The sequence below is a fragment of the Ligilactobacillus ruminis ATCC 27782 genome, from assembly GCF_000224985.1.
Taxonomy (GTDB): Bacteria; Bacillota; Bacilli; order Lactobacillales; family Lactobacillaceae; genus Ligilactobacillus; species Ligilactobacillus ruminis.
The window spans coordinates 768707-786704 of sequence record NC_015975.1 but is presented as its reverse complement, the minus strand read 5'-3'; the positions used below and the strand labels follow the sequence as shown (position 1 = coordinate 786704).

The 17998-nt window shown below is 43.1% G+C and carries 35 protein-coding genes and 1 tRNA gene; 5 read left to right on the top strand and 31 right to left on the bottom strand.

The annotated features are described in order from the left end of the window. Nucleotide 1: 1 nt before the first annotated feature. The 28 genes from LRC_RS04025 to LRC_RS03900 form a co-directional block, all read right to left on the bottom strand. A complete protein-coding gene (locus tag LRC_RS04025) occupies nt 2-259 on the bottom strand; it encodes a hypothetical protein (RefSeq protein WP_014073244.1) in 258 nt (85 codons plus the stop codon). Continuing rightward, entirely contained in the window at nt 259-840 is a 582-nt protein-coding gene (locus LRC_RS04020) for a phage tail tube protein (RefSeq protein WP_014073243.1), read from the bottom strand. The genes LRC_RS04025 and LRC_RS04020 overlap by 1 nt, the downstream gene beginning before the upstream one ends. Nucleotide 841: 1 nt before the next feature. Continuing rightward, entirely contained in the window at nt 842-1186 is a 345-nt protein-coding gene (locus LRC_RS04015) for a hypothetical protein (protein WP_014073242.1), read from the bottom strand. After that, nucleotides 1179-1427 (bottom strand): hypothetical protein, encoded by a 249-nt coding sequence (locus tag LRC_RS04010; protein WP_014073241.1) that lies wholly within the window; start codon nt 1425-1427, stop codon nt 1179-1181. The genes LRC_RS04015 and LRC_RS04010 overlap by 8 nt, the downstream gene beginning before the upstream one ends. Next, the gene (locus LRC_RS04005; protein ID WP_014073240.1) at nt 1420-1761 is read right to left on the bottom strand and encodes a hypothetical protein; all 342 of its coding nucleotides are present in this window, start codon (nt 1759-1761) and stop codon (nt 1420-1422) included. Before LRC_RS04005 ends, LRC_RS04010 begins: the two co-directional genes overlap by 8 nt. Next, nucleotides 1751-2143, bottom strand: a complete 393-nt coding sequence (locus tag LRC_RS04000; RefSeq protein WP_003693353.1) for a phage Gp19/Gp15/Gp42 family protein — start codon at nt 2141-2143, stop codon at nt 1751-1753. The genes LRC_RS04005 and LRC_RS04000 overlap by 11 nt, the downstream gene beginning before the upstream one ends. A 32-nt stretch (nt 2144-2175) precedes the next feature. Then, complete coding sequence (locus LRC_RS03995; protein ID WP_014073239.1) at nt 2176-3075, bottom strand: phage major capsid family protein; 900 nt, start codon at nt 3073-3075, stop codon at nt 2176-2178. A gap of 20 nt (nt 3076-3095) precedes the next feature. Continuing rightward, nucleotides 3096-3548 (bottom strand): capsid assembly scaffolding protein Gp46 family protein, encoded by a 453-nt coding sequence (locus tag LRC_RS03990; RefSeq protein WP_014073238.1) that lies wholly within the window; start codon nt 3546-3548, stop codon nt 3096-3098. Between the two features lie 78 nt (nt 3549-3626). Then, the gene (locus LRC_RS03985; RefSeq protein ID WP_014073237.1) at nt 3627-5039 is read right to left on the bottom strand and encodes a DEAD/DEAH box helicase family protein; all 1413 of its coding nucleotides are present in this window, start codon (nt 5037-5039) and stop codon (nt 3627-3629) included. 83 nt (nt 5040-5122) lie between these two features. Then, complete coding sequence (locus tag LRC_RS03980; protein ID WP_041819938.1) at nt 5123-5413, bottom strand: hypothetical protein; 291 nt, start codon at nt 5411-5413, stop codon at nt 5123-5125. Beyond that, a complete protein-coding gene (locus LRC_RS03975) occupies nt 5391-6635 on the bottom strand; it encodes a hypothetical protein (protein WP_014073236.1) in 1245 nt (414 codons plus the stop codon). The genes LRC_RS03980 and LRC_RS03975 overlap by 23 nt, the downstream gene beginning before the upstream one ends. Continuing rightward, nucleotides 6628-7914 carry a hypothetical protein gene (locus LRC_RS03970; RefSeq protein ID WP_041819937.1) on the bottom strand — a complete coding sequence of 429 codons (1287 nt, stop codon included), beginning with the start codon at nt 7912-7914 and terminating at the stop codon, nt 6628-6630. Before LRC_RS03970 ends, LRC_RS03975 begins: the two co-directional genes overlap by 8 nt. Before the next feature lie 61 nt (nt 7915-7975). Further along, nucleotides 7976-8323 (bottom strand): HNH endonuclease, encoded by a 348-nt coding sequence (locus LRC_RS03965; RefSeq protein ID WP_014073234.1) that lies wholly within the window; start codon nt 8321-8323, stop codon nt 7976-7978. Nucleotides 8324-8519: 196 nt separating this feature from the next. Next, complete coding sequence (locus tag LRC_RS03960) at nt 8520-8933, bottom strand: hypothetical protein (RefSeq protein WP_014073233.1); 414 nt, start codon at nt 8931-8933, stop codon at nt 8520-8522. Between the two features lie 23 nt (nt 8934-8956). Next, nucleotides 8957-9490 carry a transposase gene (locus LRC_RS03955; RefSeq protein ID WP_014073232.1) on the bottom strand — a complete coding sequence of 178 codons (534 nt, stop codon included), beginning with the start codon at nt 9488-9490 and terminating at the stop codon, nt 8957-8959. A gap of 83 nt (nt 9491-9573) precedes the next feature. Then, nucleotides 9574-9864, bottom strand: coding sequence for a hypothetical protein (locus tag LRC_RS03950; RefSeq protein ID WP_041819936.1), 291 nt, complete (start codon nt 9862-9864; stop codon nt 9574-9576). 158 nt (nt 9865-10022) lie between these two features. After that, nucleotides 10023-10163, bottom strand: coding sequence for a hypothetical protein (locus LRC_RS11545; protein ID WP_154236503.1), 141 nt, complete (start codon nt 10161-10163; stop codon nt 10023-10025). Between the two features lie 343 nt (nt 10164-10506). After that, nucleotides 10507-10579: transfer RNA gene (locus LRC_RS03945), tRNA-Ile, on the bottom strand. Between the two features lie 41 nt (nt 10580-10620). Continuing rightward, nucleotides 10621-11076, bottom strand: coding sequence for a DUF1064 domain-containing protein (locus LRC_RS03940; RefSeq protein ID WP_014073231.1), 456 nt, complete (start codon nt 11074-11076; stop codon nt 10621-10623). A 9-nt stretch (nt 11077-11085) separates the two neighbouring features. After that, a complete protein-coding gene (locus LRC_RS10235; RefSeq protein ID WP_258414848.1) occupies nt 11086-11532 on the bottom strand; it encodes a DnaD domain-containing protein in 447 nt (148 codons plus the stop codon). 61 nt (nt 11533-11593) lie between these two features. After that, on the bottom strand, nt 11594-11947 hold the full coding sequence (locus LRC_RS12185; protein WP_338034090.1) for a helix-turn-helix domain-containing protein: 354 nt from the start codon (nt 11945-11947) through the stop codon (nt 11594-11596). 114 nt (nt 11948-12061) lie between these two features. Next, nucleotides 12062-12427, bottom strand: coding sequence for a PD-(D/E)XK nuclease-like domain-containing protein (locus LRC_RS03925; protein WP_014073229.1), 366 nt, complete (start codon nt 12425-12427; stop codon nt 12062-12064). A gap of 73 nt (nt 12428-12500) precedes the next feature. Beyond that, entirely contained in the window at nt 12501-12737 is a 237-nt protein-coding gene (locus LRC_RS03920; protein ID WP_014073228.1) for a hypothetical protein, read from the bottom strand. A 4-nt stretch (nt 12738-12741) separates the two neighbouring features. After that, nucleotides 12742-12900: a hypothetical protein gene (locus LRC_RS11540; RefSeq protein ID WP_014073227.1), complete on the bottom strand. Its 159-nt coding sequence runs from the start codon at nt 12898-12900 to the stop codon at nt 12742-12744. Beyond that, a complete protein-coding gene (locus tag LRC_RS03915; protein ID WP_041819935.1) occupies nt 12897-13109 on the bottom strand; it encodes a hypothetical protein in 213 nt (70 codons plus the stop codon). The genes LRC_RS11540 and LRC_RS03915 overlap by 4 nt, the downstream gene beginning before the upstream one ends. A gap of 94 nt (nt 13110-13203) precedes the next feature. Next, nucleotides 13204-13521, bottom strand: coding sequence for a hypothetical protein (locus tag LRC_RS03910; protein WP_014073226.1), 318 nt, complete (start codon nt 13519-13521; stop codon nt 13204-13206). 11 nt (nt 13522-13532) lie between these two features. Next, complete coding sequence (locus LRC_RS03905; RefSeq protein WP_014073225.1) at nt 13533-13856, bottom strand: DUF771 domain-containing protein; 324 nt, start codon at nt 13854-13856, stop codon at nt 13533-13535. An 11-nt stretch (nt 13857-13867) separates the two neighbouring features. Then, complete coding sequence (locus LRC_RS03900; RefSeq protein WP_014073224.1) at nt 13868-14065, bottom strand: helix-turn-helix domain-containing protein; 198 nt, start codon at nt 14063-14065, stop codon at nt 13868-13870. Between the two features lie 130 nt (nt 14066-14195). Between LRC_RS03900 and LRC_RS03895 the strand changes: the two genes are divergently transcribed. Continuing rightward, complete coding sequence (locus LRC_RS03895) at nt 14196-14426, top strand: DUF2188 domain-containing protein (RefSeq protein ID WP_041819934.1); 231 nt, start codon at nt 14196-14198, stop codon at nt 14424-14426. Here the strand turns inward: LRC_RS03895 and LRC_RS03890 are convergent. From LRC_RS03890 to LRC_RS03880, 3 genes are read right to left on the bottom strand one after another with little or no spacing between them, the layout of a single operon-like run. Further along, the gene (locus LRC_RS03890; protein ID WP_014073223.1) at nt 14423-14602 is read right to left on the bottom strand and encodes a hypothetical protein; all 180 of its coding nucleotides are present in this window, start codon (nt 14600-14602) and stop codon (nt 14423-14425) included. The two genes, LRC_RS03895 and LRC_RS03890, sit on opposite strands and share 4 nt — an antisense overlap. Nucleotides 14603-14613: 11 nt before the next feature. Beyond that, nucleotides 14614-15402, bottom strand: coding sequence for a phage antirepressor KilAC domain-containing protein (locus tag LRC_RS03885; RefSeq protein ID WP_014073222.1), 789 nt, complete (start codon nt 15400-15402; stop codon nt 14614-14616). A gap of 14 nt (nt 15403-15416) precedes the next feature. Further along, the gene (locus tag LRC_RS03880; protein WP_041819933.1) at nt 15417-15608 is read right to left on the bottom strand and encodes an antirepressor; all 192 of its coding nucleotides are present in this window, start codon (nt 15606-15608) and stop codon (nt 15417-15419) included. A 301-nt stretch (nt 15609-15909) separates the two neighbouring features. Between LRC_RS03880 and LRC_RS03875 the strand changes: the two genes are divergently transcribed. Genes LRC_RS03875 through LRC_RS03860 form a run of 4 tightly spaced genes read left to right on the top strand, consistent with a single transcriptional unit; the run spans nt 15910 to nt 17901 of the window. Next, entirely contained in the window at nt 15910-16236 is a 327-nt protein-coding gene (locus LRC_RS03875; protein ID WP_003698194.1) for a helix-turn-helix domain-containing protein, read from the top strand. A gap of 15 nt (nt 16237-16251) precedes the next feature. Next, entirely contained in the window at nt 16252-16629 is a 378-nt protein-coding gene (locus tag LRC_RS03870; protein WP_041819930.1) for a DUF6782 family putative metallopeptidase, read from the top strand. 13 nt (nt 16630-16642) lie between these two features. After that, complete coding sequence (locus LRC_RS03865; protein ID WP_041819929.1) at nt 16643-17083, top strand: DUF6978 family protein; 441 nt, start codon at nt 16643-16645, stop codon at nt 17081-17083. Between the two features lie 29 nt (nt 17084-17112). After that, nucleotides 17113-17901, top strand: coding sequence for a DUF1828 domain-containing protein (locus LRC_RS03860; protein ID WP_014073220.1), 789 nt, complete (start codon nt 17113-17115; stop codon nt 17899-17901). The last annotated feature ends 97 nt before the right edge of the window (nt 17902-17998 follow it).

Here is a 17998-nt window from a genome sequence, read left to right as displayed (position 1 = left end):
ACTATTTTTTTAACTCGGCTTGAGTTGAGAAAATATCTTGAAACTCAGTCAACATCTTCTCGATATCAACAACCCCGTCTGCATCTCTGACATGATCTTTAAGTTCCTCAACTCGATCACCTAGTAACATCTTAAAGATTTTAGGCAAGACGAGTGGGTCATCGTCAACTTCTGCCAGTAACTCGACAAGTTCATAGTTTTTCAAGATTTTTTCATCAAATTCGTACTGGAAACCAGTCTTGGTTTTACCCTTCAGCATTAGTGACCACCTCCTGAAACTGCCGTTTTAGGCTTAACAATGTATTCATAGTGCGTATTTGAGTTGTCATCGGGGAAGCAGGTAACGGTGGTTTCGTAACCAACGTTATCTCCGTCCTTATATTTAATTTCGCCGACGTCCGTAACCTTTGCGGACGGGAGAACAATGCGTTTAAGCACGTCGTTACGCAATACCATTTCGATTACAATTACGTGTTCATCGAGTTCTGTTGAGTTCGATTTGACCGTGATGCCCGTATCGAGATTGCCCGTTACATTAGAATCACCATAAATTTCTTTGAGAACGTCAACGTTCAACGCTTCAATCAACGTATATTTAAACGTGTCTGTTTTTTCCGTTTGAACCGAGTTAACGATGTCACCGCCCCAGCTCTTGATGTCAGTAGTTTTGCGGTCATCCGAGTTCTGCACGCCATCGTCGGACACGTACCCCAAGCATTTAAAAGCCGTATTAAGTGCGGTGGTTGCATCAGTCGGCAGTGCCGTGCCGATTGGTGCGCTATAGATACTGCCGCCTACCTTTGGTTTGGCAGACGTAACATATTTAGGTTGATTTGCCATGTTATACCTCCTGTAAATAATTAATGTCAAAAACCGCTTGATAGCGATAATTCTTTGTTTCTGTATCAGAATAGTTATAGTTACTATTTAGATGCGCGCCAGTGATGTTTTCGATTTCGTCGAATTTATCCATTGCCTGCACAACTTGATTGTTTAGCAAAGCTGCATTATACAACGATGCGGCATATGATTGGATAGCAATGGTCGCTTTATGCAAATGGTTATTGCTACTGCCGCCCGTCTTTTCGATAATGACAAACGGGACATCCGTGCCTGCTTTATGCTCAAACAAAACGGGGACATCTAACGCGCCATTCAGATACTGTTTCAAAATGAGTTCAATCACGTGCCGCATTCACCGCCTTTAATAGCACATTATGCTTCGCATTACTGCGTTTTGCCTTGATGGAATCGGCATATACCATAGTGTTTGCGCGATTCTTGCCGACATATATATCCTGTTCGTATCCATCGCCGCACCGTTCCCGAATAATTGTAGCCTTAGCCTTGAGTGCCGACTGCATTTCGTTAGATTTAAGCAGCTGTGCAACACCTGAACGTTTTAGTACAAAACGGTTCTTACTCATATCGTTCCACCATCACTTTCTTATTCCAATCAAGCGGTATCAGGTCCTCAATGCCTTCTTGCGGGATTCCGACCGTTTTCCACTTTTCGCCAAAAAATTTGACTGTTTTATTAGTCCAGTCATGGATATCTCCCTTGGGGATTGCCAATTCATATACGATTTTCTTGCCGGTCAAACTCAGCTCTGCGGTAACATCATCCGTCGATGCCGGTGCAACCAACACGTTTTCAATCGGAATTTCGTTTTTTTCAACAACCGGTTGACCAAACGGATCTTCACCTGTGTTTGTTTCGTCAACAAGCATAACCGTAATTCCGTGTAATCTACTCGTCATATAAATTCATCACCCCGTATCGTTGCCTTTTTAAGCCTAAGCGTCTAAGTTCACTGTCTTTAATAAACAAGCCACCACCTGGCACCAGGAATGACCCGCTATACGAATATCCAAGCGCGCTTTCAGTTACTTGCGTCATCGGTTCCTGGTCAGTTGCAGTCATAAGTGTTCTAGCTACCACATCGACCGTTACCGATTTAGCAACGTTGGCATACGATACGCTTTCAGCGACCATTGCATCTAAATCCTTGCCGACCTTGTTCGCCTCGACGCGCAAAGAATCGGACACTGTTTCTAACAGATTCTGCGCCCGTTCGCGTTCAGTCGGCTTTAATACGCGCCATAAATTTTCAACATCTTCAACGGTTGCAAAGTTTGCCACCCCCTACCACCCCCTAAACTAATCTATAGTGACTAAGCTGCCGGTGCTTTGATACGTGCAAACGCCTTCGCGTCAAGCACGCCCCAACCGATAAACGACTCGGCACGAAGCAGCACTTCGTTGTTTGCCTTGAGGTCACGGCCTGTCTGATCAGGGTCACCGTATTCGATAACTTCAAGCGGGATTTCTTCTGAATATCCCCACTTGAACGCATTCTGAAAATCGCCTGCAATCACGTAGTCGTTTTCGGACGTAGCGCCTTTTGTTGCTAGCGTTTTGTTGACATCAGACGTCATACCGTAAAATGCATCAGGGTTTTGTCCGAAACGGAATTCTGGATATTGCACTACACCGTTGACCTTGACCTGTGCCAAAGCTTGACCTGCGGCTGGAGAAAGTGCAAGACCGGTTACATCATAGTCATTTGCAACAACCGTTTGAACAATTGCGTCAATCTGGTCATCGAGCTGTTTCTTAGCGTCAAAATCAACGCCCGTTACCAAACCGTCAAGAGAATTTGTCGCCTTGAATGAAGCATCAGTGAGCGTTTTCGGTTCAAGGCCATGGATTGCCGCTAAGTCAAAAGCAACCGCAATCTTCTTCGCAAAGCCATCAGAAAAGGCCTGAAGGTAATCTACCTGCTTGGCCTCAGAGCAGTATTTGAACTCGTCAGTAATGCGAGCCTGGTAAACAAACTTCAACGGGCGAATAACCTTAGATTCAAGAGTTGCCTTGCCCGGCTTTTTTGTTTCGCCTTCGCCGACAATTTGAGCGTTGCCTTCGAGGTTAAAAACAAACTGCTGCGACCCGTTGAACGGAATTGGCGTCTGAGCGCTCAGCTTGGCAAGGGTTGAATAGCCCTTGACCTTGTTCATGAGTTCTGTGACGAGTTCCGGCGAAAATGTTGTGCCGCCTTTTAATGTGTCAACCATAATATCAATCTCCTTTTAAATTAATGTTCTGTAAGCTGGCGCGTCATCTGCGCCCAGCCTTTATCATCAGTTACTGTCGGCTCCGTTGATTTTAGCGGAGCTTTTGGCTCATTTGCGTGCATGAGCCCCGCCAAATTTTCCGCATCCTGTTTCAATGCTTCTTCATCATCTCCGCGCAAACGACTGGCCAGGTCGAGGGGCAAACCATATTGCAGAGCCACGCGTGTTCTCGTCTTTTCCGTTTCATAGTCGGAAATTTTGGATTGCAATTCGGCAATTTGGCTTTCCTGCGCGGTTTTATCTTTAGCAGAAACATCAGCAGCAGTATGCAGTTCTGCGTTTTCATCTTCCAATTCCTTCACGCGCGATTTCAATGCATCGTAATCCGCGTATTTCTCTTTTTGGCGAGCTAAACGCTCTTTTACAATACGATCCAATTCTTCTTGCGTTTCAATTGTTTTAAATTCTGACATATCAAAATGTCTCCTTTCTCCGCGATTTCCCGTGCGTTCGGTAATTTTGAGCATAAAAAAAGCACCAAAACGGTGCATTTAATAGCTTATTTTCTGCTTTTTCTTGGGTTTGAGCGTTGCGCAAGCCCAGTGCGCCAGCAGAGCGCTATCCATCAAACTAATATCCATATCGTCAAATTGCGATTGATAACCAAAACCGCCGCTTGAGCCGATATTACGCTTGTCACAGTTTGTCGCAACCTTTCTAAGCGACGCCTGCCCCGCGTGGCACAACGTTTTCTGATAAATCGCCTGTTCCCACATCGAATTGGCCATGATGATTTCCTTGACGGTCGGCAGTACCACGTTTTTGACGTGATAGTCCTTGAGTTCGTCGGCTAAAATTTTCTGACGGCTAGCTCCATCAATCACGATTTGCTCCACATCAGCAGTTTTTAGGAAATTAACAATCCACTGATTGCCATTGCGAACCGATTGACAGTCGATAGTTTCGACAAACACCCGCTTGTCTGCGGTATGCACCGCAATGCTCAACGCAGCGTTTGCCCCGTCTTGACCATATTTGACACCGGCAAAAAGTTTGCCTTGGAAGGTTGGCAAACTGTCAACTTTTAGTGCATCCCATTCGGTTGCTGCAATTGCAGATTTCTGATTGTACGATGGCCAAAAACCTAAACGCTGAACATTGTGGTCAAGCTTGTCTTCACCCAGTTCGGCTTCGATTTTGCGTTCAGTCAGGTGGAAACCGAGTGACGGATTTGAGTTGTACCAGGCATCGATGTCGTCGATTTCCTTTTCCTCAGACACCGACCACTCCGCCCAACCGGAATATTTGGCCTTACCGAAAAGGCAAGTTTCACGGTATTTTGTGAACACGGTACCGCTTGAAACGGGCGTAGGCGGTGTACCACACATCACGGTCATCGGATTTTCACTGTCGGTAACAGTATACTTGAGCGCCGATTCTTGCTCCGTGGTGTATTCCTGAGCTTCGTCGATGATCAGCAAATCAAAGCCTTCGCCGAGACCACCGTTAGAAGTTCTGGTGCGGAATTGAACCACTCCGCCTGTTTCATACAGTTCAATGCGTTCTTGACCTTTTGCTCTGATTGAGTTGAAATCCTCGCCATCAGCCAACCCCATCTTTTCAAGATATTTCTTGACCTTCTCAAAAGATGAATGAGAAGTGCTGATTCTGTGCGCCGTATGCAGCATGTTAAGCCCGTGCTTAAGTCCCCAAAGTTCAAGAATGTATATGATTTCCGTTTTGCCGTTACGACGCGGAATAGAGTAGCCAAACTTTTGGTGAACCCACAAACCGTCCTCATCGACCGCCATAATGTCTTTGACAAGATTTTTTTGCCAAGGATAACTCTGCAGACCGGTTTTTTCATAAATCGTAATCGCTTCATCAGATAAGGATTTAGAAAATGGAAGAATTACCGATTGAGTAGGATCCTGATTGCCAAGCCGTTTTTCTTTTTCGACCATAACATTTTTCCTTTCAATCTGTAATCGCCCAGTTTAACGTCATGTGACAGGACAAAAAAAGCACTCTGATGAGCGCTTAGATTTTATTTTTGGCTTTCTTTATATAAAAAAGGTTCAACTTTGTTAATCTCCTTAGATATAGCATTCTTAAAATCAAGAATTTTATCAACCGACATACCAGGTTCTGCCGTTGCACAAATATCTGGGACTTCTTGACTTAAACGATAAGTTACTTCGGGGTTTTCTTTATATAGTTTATCATAATCGTCCACAAGTTTATCTTCAAGCCAAATAGAAAATTCATAAGTATTTCTAGCATCAGTTTTCGGTGTTGAAATAAAATCACTAATTTTATTCATCATCTCTAACAACATCTGACCATCCTTCTTTCATGTATTTTCTTCTGACAATTGAAACAATATCATTTGTCTCCTTATTCTGAATAATTGCCAATTGTTTTTCAGGATTAAAATAAATATTTTTATTAGTACCTTCTACGTAGTTCGGACCACTTTTTATAAAATCAATAACCTCATTGTCTGTAATAAGAACATTCTTCCCATTATTCAGCCTAGGAAGTCTTGAAACTGCATGAACAGATATAGAAATGTCATTTTTTTTGAATTTATTAAACGCTTCAATAACACGCTCCTTGAAAACATTTGACCACTCTTTAACAGCCAATTCTTTCATAAATCTTTCTTCGCGTTTCAGCCAACTATATCTTTCACTGTCATTATACTTCAAATCTTGAAATTCAGCCAACGAAATGGGTGATTTTTCTACCCCTAAAACATCAACGATTTTCCTGTATTCCAGAATATCGCTTTTCCTGTTGTTATCTCGAATATCAATATTCATTTTGCGACGCCGTTCAAGTTCAGAACGATCTGACCGGTACCACTTCTTTGACCATGAATTTTGCTTTTTGCCGTTTTTCGGGTCATATTCAATAGTGCATCGACAACGTTGGTGACGATGATAAAAATCCTCGGGAACATGCGGATAGTTATATGTTCCCGATAAGCTTTCGCACCACTTGCAGCACTGGCCAAAAGTTCGTCGTTCGATGGTCGGATTAAGCCCGGCGCTGTACTGAAATTCAGCATTGATTTTGATAGTATCATCAATAACTGCCTGCGTAAAATTGACCACCGGCTCATCAAGGATCCATTTCACTTTATTAAAGTCATCTTCAGAAGATAATCGATTAATCAAGCCATCAATTCTGTCTTGATTCAAGACAGGCTTTTTTACGTTCAAACCGATTTTTGCTTTCTTGTTTAGATCAGACTGCACTTTGACCGCATAATCGGCAACTGTTTTATAATTGTTGCCTAAAACCGGTTCCAACAAACGCTTTGCAATGTTGTAATACATCTTGCCATCAGGCAATCTATCCGCCGTCACTACCGATTGCAGCGCTCGCGCGAGTATTTCGCCAACTTCAATCGCAAAATTGTTTGCGGTAGAATAGGTTGCCTTTTTGGCTTTCAACTTTTTAAAAGTATCTTCAACGACCTTGCTTTTTCCAAATTCGGCTTCAAATTTCGCCTGAACTTCCTTAAGCAGTCCTGGCAAAACATCATCATTCATCACTCGCCGCCTCGCTTTCAGCAGGCACAGCAGAAGGATTGCCGGCTACACCGGTCAAATCACGAATTGTTTCGCCGGTCACATAGCCCGGCAATGCTTGATTGAGTTTGATTGCGCCATCACCGATCAACGTCAGCGTGTTTGCGTCAGCCTCGAATAACGGCTCCCATTTAACCGTAGTATTGACAAATTGCTTGCGCAGATAATGGAAACCGTCTCTTAAACAAGCCGATACGTAAGCCACGTTAAGCAATCCACTGCCAAATGATCGTTGCGCTTTTCTGCCGGCCAACCTTAAGTTTTCGTGGCTTGCTTTGATTGCTTCAACTGAAGCCGGATTGTCGGACGCAAAGCCCAAATCATCTAACGTCAGCCCCATTTCGCCCGCAAATCCGGCGGCGGCAGTTTTAAGCTGCTCGGTAAACGGCGACATGCTAGCGGTGGTAAACTGACCGACTACCGGATGACCACCCTCATCATCTTTGTCGATTCTAAGCAACGACGAAACAGTCGCTTTCCAGGTATCCATCTGTTCGGCATCCGGATCCATACCCAGAATGTATTTTTGTGGATAACTATAGAACTCTGCGGTGATGTCGGCACGTTCAAGCGTGCGTTTAGCGTACAACTGATAGTACATCCCCGACCGCGTGATTCGGCTGCGGCCAAAAGGACGAACCGCATCAGGCCTGTGAATAACCGGAACGAGCAATGGAACGCCAACCGGATTAGCGATACTGTATGGCTCACCGCCCTTAGGATAGTACCATGTTTCGTCGGGGGTGAAATACGCTTCCAAAACAGGCGAATCGGTATCGTTGTCACGTTGTAAAACCGCGTAACCTTCGGTAAGAAGGCCTGTAATCGGGTCGATAATGCCTGTTGCGTTGCTGGCCTCGATGACCTGCAAGCGGACCGAATCGTCTGCGCTCGAAACATACACGAAGCAGCAGGAGCCGATGAGTGCCGACAGAACCGCACTGTCAAAAAAGACGTCGGGGTTATTCTGCTTAAAAATTTCATTAACGTTAAAATCGTCGTTGCCAAACTCACGAAACACCAATCTGTCGGCCAGACTGTCAACTCCCTTTGCGTTCCAACCCAAGACAGCACGATATCTGTCGCGAATCTGTGGCGGAATGGTCAACCCGACTGGCGGATCATAGTGCTTCATCGCATACTGCTTATATCTCATCAAAACGCGCGGCCGGACCGTTGCCAGCTTACGCTTGAGATAAGCAATGCCTTTCAATTCATTCAATTCATCTACTCCTTTCATTCCTCACGAGAAAAAACGTGCAGTGACGGCGGGAAACTCCGCGTGACGCGAGGGTAGGGGGTTATCCCCCCTCTCTGTACGCTGCCCAGTTGATTGACTGAGGAAGATTGCGATTGCCGATTACTTGAGGCTTCTTTTTGAAACCGTCAGCATAAAGCTTGTCAGACTTCTGCCGATTGCACGTCCAATGTGCCAGCTGCAGATTGTCTATACTTGACGGATGCCCACCTTTGCTGATTGGTACGATGTGATCAACAACCGGTGACATTGGATCAGGTGGCTTTAGTGATTTGTCAATCGGCATACCACAAATTCCGCATGTGTTCTGTGTCATCAACAAGCGTTTCTTGTTCTTCTCAAACGCTGTCCTGTGTTGTCCTTGCCTATCCGCTCTAACCGTACTGACCACCTCCCCAGGGGGATTAAAAAAACATAGGGGGGGGATGCTGAAAACCGTATCGACCCCAGGGTATTAAAAAAGACAAGGTAACAGGGGGGACTGTTCCTTGCCTTCTTTTCAACGATACTATAATAGCATGGTCCAATGGTTACTATCAGTACACTGTTTATATACTCTTTGTACACTGTTTGTATACTGTTGGTTACTACACCACGATGACTGACTGTACCCCTTGGACGTACAGTTTAGTTACGTAGCTGCGACTATATCCGATGTCATCTGCAATGTACTCCAAGGATTGAGCACTGATGAAATAACGGTCCAGTACCAATGCCTGCTTCTGATTGTCAAGAGCGTCAATGCATCGGGATATATCCGACCGGTTTTTTCTGGCATGCGTCAACAGAGTGTTGATTTTGCCTTCCAGCTCGTCGCGCTGTATCAGCTTATCGTCAAGCGTGATACGGATGGATGCCTTCGGCATACCATCGCTTACCGGCGATTTGAGCGATATGATGTCACCATCGATTTGCGCCAGCTTATCTTCCAACCGCCGAATTTTTTCCATCTTCTTTCGATACTGAAAAAGATATGCTTTATTTGTCTTAAAGTCATTCACTGTCAATCACCCCCTCCTGCTTATTATCTGAACCTTCCGGTTGCGATAATATGCTTCCTACGCCCTAGATTCCATTCCCTAATCCAGTACTTGACCCGACTGACGGTCATTCCTAATTCCGCACCTATAGCGGCATCGGTGGCTCCGTGATCAATCAAAGACTTCAGCTCAGCTTTCCTCTGCTCAACTAACTTGCGATAGGGATCTGATTTGATGAGATTGTACATGCCATGCGCAAACCAGTATCTTTCTGACAACCCATACCTCCTGACAGTCTTGCTTGCCGCTTCGGGAGTGGAGCCGATTGCCTCTCCAATCTCGGCATAAGTCATTCCCTTATCAACCATTTTCTCGATTTTCTCGCGTGGCGGACGTGCATGGCGCAAGTTTGCACCAGTTTTATTCGCATGTATATCGTCCTTTTTCTTCCTGACCTTCCGAACCATTTCAACATCCTTGCCAAGATCCGGATCATTAATTGCACTCAAGTTGTCAAATGCACTCCAGCCATATCTTTCCACAATCATCGTAACCGCTTTTCCAAACTTCAATGCCATCGTCTCACCCCTCTAACCACTTGCAAAACAGATACATAACAACACACCAGGCAAAGAATGCTGCAGAAGCAATGCATCCTAATTTATTCATCTCTTTCATCGGAATTTTCCTTCCCCTTCCTCTTCTGATCTTTTAACTTTTGTCTGATTTTTTCATCATGTTCTTCGGCTTTTTTGTCCCATAAATATTCAAGCATTCCTAAATTGGTCATTACGTCTTGGCCAGATATTCTTGCTAGTCCTATTGCTGTTTTATAACTCCAACTTAAATGCTGATCTTTATCATCTTTATACTCTTTAAAGATACGTCTGTAATCTTTAGCAAATATCACCAAATTGTGTTTCAGTTGTCTGAGTAATTCTTCCTCATTCATTTTGTTTCATCTCCCATAATTTCATTTTCGTCCTCCTAAACTCTGACCATGCCACGCATGACTGTACTTTCTTCCAGGTCTTACCACCGACACTTTCTTCCTGCGTTTTCTGGCATCAGCCCTCATGCTTTTGTCGATGCTCGCGAGCAGGTCATGCTCTAGCTTGGAGCTTGTAAGTCCGTAGTCTCTTGTGATGCGCATCTAAGCGCCTCCTTCTCTGCTTCTTCAGCAGTTTCAGCTTTGACCAACTTGTTTGTGATGACCTTGCCGATTTTAATGGTCACTAAGTAGTTTTTCATCTTCTTCCCTCCTTACAATGCGCCGGCGGAGGACTCGAACCTCCTCATCATGAGATGGACCGTTTCCGGCACACTTGAGCCTGATTATCCGTACGTTACAACTAATTTCTTAAAGGAGTTATGCCTAGCAACGGCTAACCAACCAATTATCGACTCAAGAACAATCAGTCGGCTATGCACGCGTTACGCTTTGAGCGCTGACCATGATGCCCGCGTGCTATCTATGACCCGATTTGCGCTACACTTCAGGTTTTCAATTGTGAGTATCCAAACCCGTCAATGCTTGCGTTCTCAAAGTCAAAGACTAATATCTTTTTTTTCGCCCCGGAGCATATAGGGGCGATGGACCCTGCAGGGCTCGAACCTGCGACCGGACGGTTATGAGCCGTCTGCTCTGCCGACTGAGCTAAGGGTCCGTGCCCATGGCAAATACAGTGTTTGGTTTGCCATGGTGTGATTATCTGATAATGTCTTGCCAGTCATAATCGATGTTGACCATCGGCACTGGCTTGACTTTTTTCGTAGTGCCCAGAATGGCGACATTGAAGTAGTTCTTACGCATGACAACCACTTCAACCGGAACACCGTACTTTCTCGCAAACAACGAGAACTTGAGCTTGGACTTCGGGTCTATGGCATACTCGGTATATCCGTTCTTGACGTCATATACATGCTTGATTGAGCCGTTCTTGTCATACACCACGAAATCGCTCTTATATACCGTCTGACGAAGCTTGACTAATTCCAGGGGGAATGTCTCAAGCAACGTAAATCGTTCCTGTGTGGTAAACTGGTAGCCACTAGGCTTGATATATCGTTGGTAGAACGTCGCTTCTTTTAGAGAGTCAAACTTGAATCCGTCAAGCACGACTTTTTTTCCAAAGTGAGAAGCAGCATGCGTTCTTTTGTACATAACAATCTCCTATCCGTAAAGTTGATTCTTGAGAGATTCGATATCCGACAAGGTTTCGCTCATGTCAATGCCTGCGTTCTGCTTGTTCGCCAGGTCATCGAAGTTCTCCATCGTTTTCTGTTTTTCTGGTTTAGCGTGTTTTGATTTAGCAGTTCTGTTGTTTTTGTGCTCCGCCTCTAGCGCTTCGACATCTGATAAACTTTGCGGTCGCTTATCCTCCCAGGTTCGCAGAACGGCGCATGCGTATTTCCAGTTGCGCACGTTATTGCTCAAGGCTATCTGCATCGCCTTGATGATGATAAGATCAGGCTCCTTTGATTGTTGCTGCCATTCGTTATACGTCTGCCTGATGTCATCGTAAAGATAGCTGCTGAGCATCCCAAAATTATCTTGATAAAATTGGGTTACTTTGGCGAAGCCGCCGCAGTCGGTTGTCTGTTTCTGCTGATCCTCTATGTTAACTACATTTGGTTCAACGGCTTTCTCCTGCGTACTTGCTCTTTCAGTATTTAATTCTTTAGTATTTAATTGTGGCTGGTTTTTCCGTGCACGGTTCCACTGTAGACGGTGATACCGTGCACGGTTCTACCGTGAACGGTTTTTCCGGTCGCGGTAAAGTGTGTTGCGGTTGCTCGTATACATCGTAGTTATATCCGATATGTCCACTTGAGTCTCTGGTCATGGTTCGAACTAAATAGCCGTTTTTCTCAAGTTCCTTAAGTGCTCCTTGTATGATGTTCTTGCTTTCCTGGCAGATAGCAACCAACCCAGGAACTGAGTAATCCCAGTCATCAGGCAACGACAGCATCTTAGATAAGAGCCCTATCGCTCTAAGCGACAAGTTCCTGTCCCTTAGATGATGGTTACTCATGACCGTGTAGTCTCGGTTCTTATTAACTCTGAAATATGCCATGATTATCTCTCCTTCCTTTCCGATTCGGGCATCCCACCCGTCCGGTGTCATAAGGCCACTGCCCAAGCTTCCTTACTCAACTTCAATATCCGCAGCACTTGTGAACGCCGTGATTTGCTTCGTCGCCCTGCAGTATTCGCAATGACCGCACCGCTCCGGTTCAGCTCTGCCGGCAATCAGGTCAGCTATATGATCCTGATGTTCCTTGACGTCTTCCAAAGCCTCCTTGAGATATTCCTGATCCTGTTCGGAATTGAAACTGAAAGCGTCATGGTCGCATGGTGTCTGCTTTGACACCGCAAAGATGAACGGCTGGCACTCAACGCCAAACGTCTGCTTGATGAGCTCGGTGTATATCGCCATCTGAAGGTAATATCCGTATGCCTTGAATGTAATGCTTCTTTGTGTTTGTTGCTTCTGCAATTGATTTATTTCCATTTTTATTTCCTCCCAAAGTGTGCTATACTTAGCACGTGCTAATTTTGTGCCGCCCTTATATCGGGCGGTTTTTTTAATATCCGAGCTTGTCTAGCTCGTTTAACGCATCCCATAATTTTTGCCTTGCCGGGTCCCATTTCCGCCAGTCTTTATAAGCCAGCTTATCCAAGGCCCAAAGCAAACTATTAGGTTCCTTGGCTTTCTTAAAGAAAGCCTTCACGATTTGCTCCGGTTCTTTAGGCTGTTCGACCAGCTTTGTAGCTCCTGTCACAGGGTCAATCACCAGAAAGGCATCCCTCTTACAATCCATAACATCACCCCCTTACAATGGCATCTTTTTCGCCATCTAACTCTTCCAGAAAAGCGGCAATGCAGGCAACTCTTTCCGGTGCCCAGTTTTCCGTGATGTCTCCGACAGTCCAGTATGTCAGGACATCTTTGCGTTCTTTTCTGATATCCAGTAAGTTTTTCATTTGTTCTCCTCCTCGATTCGCTCGATTTTATACACCAAATTAGCATTGATGGCCATATCAGGTGTAGCGCCTTTGTGGCTATCATCAATCCAAATGCCAACAAAGCCTTCGTCAATTTCGATATCATAAACGTCTAAAATGGTAAGCCGACTTTCGAGAGGATAATGCTCCTCATTGAGTTCTTTGTACGTAATTTTGAATTTTCTCATTTGATTTTCGCCTCCAATTGTTTGTTTTTGATCTTCATCAAAACTTTGTGGTTATGCTGTGTTAACCTCAATGCGATTAACAATTCCTTTTCAGTCATTTTCTCTTTCTCCTTACTATTTCGATTTCTTCGAGCTTTGTAGATGTCGCTTCAAGTCCGTCAGCACCAAATTCTTGCGTCAGAACATCTATGATCTTTCCAGTGTCTCCACCGCGCTTACGCACTTCTCGCAACTGGAATGCGGCAACATAGCCAATTAGGTCAAGGCCTGCTTTATAGCCGTATTCTTTAAACGTTTTTGCCATGCAATAAGTGGCGACGTTCTCTTCGTTTTCTGTCTCCCAGTCAGCGTCTGTCACCATGGCTAGCAACAGTCCCAACATGTCCAGGCTGATGGTGATTCCCTTTTCCATTCCGATTCCTCCTATCTTGGTAACTTGGCCCGCCAGTCAATCCGCTGACGGTTCTCTTCCATCCACTCTTTGGCAGCCTTGGCAAAGATTATGTTTTGCTGACCACGGGCGTTGGCACGGATCAGCCAGCCATCAGGCCCGGTAATTTCGTCGTTAAACCGTGAGAAGATGTAGAGCGCTACCCACGCTCGGCTTTTGTTTCCGCAGCACTTTTTGCGGAATTCGTCAAGCGACCACGTAATGCCCAACAAATCTTGATTAAGCAGATCATCAATTCTGCTGTTGACCAAGTTTTCGACATATTTTTGGTCAACAGTTATTTCTATTGGTGACATATTAAATCCTCCTATTCTTTGAAAATATCTAAACTGACATCCAACGCATCTGCTATTTTGCACATGAGCTCAAAACTAGGCTTTTTTATCTTCCCGTTCCGCAACTGATACATTGTCCTGTTGTTTTTAGACAGCCCCATCTTCAATGACAGCTGATTAATACTCATTTTCTTTTCCGACAATATCTTTTGTATCTTATCCCACAACATATTGTGTTCCTCCTTGCTTAATTGTCTATATATTGACATAAATTGTTATTTCTGATATATTGTTTTTTAGCAAATAAGCAGCCTCCTAAAATTGTTTATTTGCAATATTTATCAAGAAAGGAGTGATTTTATGAGAAGAAATCAACACGTCGTTCCTGCCAAAGACGGCGGTTGGAACGTAAAAGGAGCCGGTTCAAAAAGAGCTACAGTCCATACTGAAACAAAACAAGAAGCTATCAAAATTGCTCGTAGCATTTCTCAGAATCAGCATTCCGAACTCATTGTCCATGGTAAAAATGGTCAAATTCAAAGCCGCGATAGCCATGGACACGATCCTTTCCCTCCTAGGGATAAGAATTAATTTTCGCTAGGCAATAATCGTATTCTGAATCCTTTTGCCAATTCAAAATTATCGTTAGTGATAACTGCTATTGGCTTAGGATTCTTTTCTTCTGTTTCGATAATTACTCTTGTCCAATTGTCCATTGGATTTTTTTCGTCACGTGTTTCAGATATGAATTTTTCCAGATTGTTCATAAGAAAACCTCCTATGCAATATCTTCACGTTCAATCAAAGGCAGGATACCATTAGCTTTGAGCAGTTCGTACAGGAACAAACGCCCTTTTTGTGTCCAAACTGTGTTGATCTTTGCGTGGTTCTTGCCGGTTGAATCTGTGTAGGTGAAGGTCTTGCTTGCAATGTAGCCCTTACCTTGGTACTTGGCGTATAAAATCCATTGTTCGTTGACCTTGCGTTGAACTCCTAATGCGTTAAGCAAAGCGTTGAACTTCTTAGCCGACAACCCGTAGTCTTGAGCAACCTGTGTAGCTGTCATACCGTCCTTGGTTTCCACAATCAAGTCCAGGTAAGTGGCTTTCTTGTTTGAAACCTCCAATTCAGCTGTTAGACGTTCAATCTTAACGTCCTTTTCTTTGAGCTGATCTGCCGCTTGTTGAAGCAAGTCAGCCAGTGCATTCTTGTCAGTCACAATTGCCACCGCCTTTTGGTCCGTCATGTATGCTCCGTGTTTGCGGATTGTTGGAAGCACCTCCGACGTGACCCAGTGTTTGAATTTTTTGGCATCCGGTAATTTGCTTGATAAAATCAAGCTGTAAAGACCTGATTCATTGATAATGATAGTTTCTTTATCTTGGTTACCATCAAAGATCATGGCTTTGCGTCTGTCCTCTTCATCTACATGGCGGTTAATATCTCGGCTACCGTTTCGGTACCCGAGAATGTCTACTACATCTTTGCCGACAAAATAAGGCTTCTCTTCAATTGTCAAGGCTCTGATTTGTCGGCCTTCAAAACTAAAATTCTTTAATTCATTCATTTAAAACATCCTTTCTAGGAAAGCTTAAAGTCAGAGATGATCTTTAAAATCACCTGATTTGCCTTAGGATTCTTTTTCCTGCCTGCTAAATAGTCTGACAAATCTTGTTTAGACATCCCGTACATCGTTGCCAACGATGCAATGGAGATATCGTTGGCACTGAGATATGCTTTGATTTTCTCTCTGCCGTTAATTGTTTCTGGCATTTTAATCGCCTCCTTGTATATTCCTCCCTCCCACCCGTAAGCAATTTCGATAGAAAAAATCATATAAAATTATTGACTATTTTTATACGAAGGTATAAAATAAAATCGTACTTAATTAAACAAAAACAAGCGATTACTCTTAATTTCTTGGCGGAGATTAAATGTTTTGCCTTTGTTTTTGTCTTTTGATTTTTCTTTTGAATTAACTTACAAGGATATCTTATTACGTTTCGTATAAACTGTCAACAGATTTTTTATACTTTCGTATAAATTTCTTGTAGAAAGCGTGAGGAATGTTGATATGACAACGTTTGAGATAATAAAAAAACTTGCCCAAAGACATGATAAGTCTTTGCAACAAGTTGCTGAAGATTTAGGCTTTAGCAAAAATCTATTTTATAGATGGAAAACTGCGGACCCTAAAGCTAAAGATTTGGAAAAAGTCGCCGACTATTTCGGCGTGACAATTGATTATTTGCTAGACAGGAAACCCGCGGCTCAGACAAACGCTACCATCGAAGAAGCGCTCGATTCTGTTATGAGCTATGATGGCAAGCCTATCACGGACAACGATCGCGAAGTGCTGCGCGGCATAATTGAGGGATATCTCAAGAACAAGAAAGATTAGTGGTGATGCGCTCTGTTGAAAAGTATAGAAAAAGAGTATGGCGTTAAAATAGTCTACTCTGATTGCATAGATGGCAAAGGGTATTATGTCCCCGCATGCAGAATTATCGTAATCAATAATGCGTTGCCTGAATCAGAACAAACCAAAGTGTTGCTGCATGAGCTGGGCCATGTCCCGCAAACTGATTATGCGGGTTTGTACAATTGCTCTAAACCGTCGCACTACAAGATGGAAGCTGAGGCTACCGAGTACATGCTTAAAGAAGAAGTAGAAACCTATTTGATGGAAAATGATTTGGATTGTAAAAGCATTAATCCGGTTGTTTTCTTAGAAAACAGGCACTTATCGCTACGTTATGCCCCGGTGGTCGAAAAAATATTATCGGAAATATAAAAAGGAGAAACAAATGGATTTAGATGATTTAACGGACGACCAAGTCAATATTTTAATTGATTCAATCAAGAGCAGTTTGGATGAATTGCCTAAATTTTTTCCAACCATAACACTTTATAAGGTTGATGGCGATTATAAGATTGTCGATGAAAAATATGAAATAGAGTATGTCTTGCATGTTTACAGAGGTAAACATGATCTTCATCGCTACTCCATGCACATTAGGTTTAAGCAAAATAATTTACATCTTGTCAGGTTATGTATAAATGCAAACAATAATCACATTAACAAATCTGATGGTACAAACGTTGGAAGAAATCATATTCATATTTACAAGAGTAGTGAACCAGATGGTCTTTACGCTTACGAGTTAGAAAATCATATTTTCGAAGCATCTGATGAGCTTATCGAATCTTTTCAAAAATTTATCAAGTTTTTGAATATAAAGGAATAAAATAACATACAAGGAAGGAGGGATTTATCATGATTACCGCAAAAATTCTAAAAAAAAGACACCTTGATTGGGTAAAAGAAGAATTTCAGTATAGTCAATTAGAGAACGGTATCATTAGAATTGATACGCCTTTTATCGATAGCTCTTCTGATGGTGTCGTTATATACGCTATTGCCAATAATAATGATGAAATTACGCTAACAGATGATGGTTGGACTTTAGATGGTTTGAAGTCTCATGGCATTTTTCTTAATCGTTCAAAACAAAGGCTTGATTTATTCAAACGTCAGCTCAAAATTTATGGAGTAAGCGAAGACGACGGAGAACTATATATCGTCACCGATTTAAAAAAATACGGTGAATCGAAACACCGTTTGCTGCAAGCAATCTTGTTTGTTAACGATATGTTTATGTTGTCTAAAAAGACTACTTCCAGCCTTTTTCTAGAGGATGTTAATGATTTCTTCATCAAAAACAAAATTCGTGTTATCAGAGACGCTTCTTACATCGGCAATAGCGGATTAACTCACAAATTTGAGTATAGCATCCCAGGTTTCGGTAATGACATCCCACAAAGATTGATTAAAGTTATGACATCTCCAAATAACCAAATATACGCTCAGTCGATTGTAACAGATGTCGCACAAACTAGGGAAACACTTGGATCTGACAATACAGATTTTTATGTTTTCATCAACGATAAGGATAAAGACATAAATAGTATTAACAATGATATCTTGCATCTTTATGAAAATTCATCGATCAATTCCATCCTATTCTCCCAGAGAGATAACTATGTTCCTGAATTTCAAAGGTAATCTTCAAAAAAATCGCATCCCCTCCACCAACGCCAATCGGATAGGGAATGCGAATCAAAAAAACAACGCCTAAAAGGTGCGCTATTTGTATACTCTA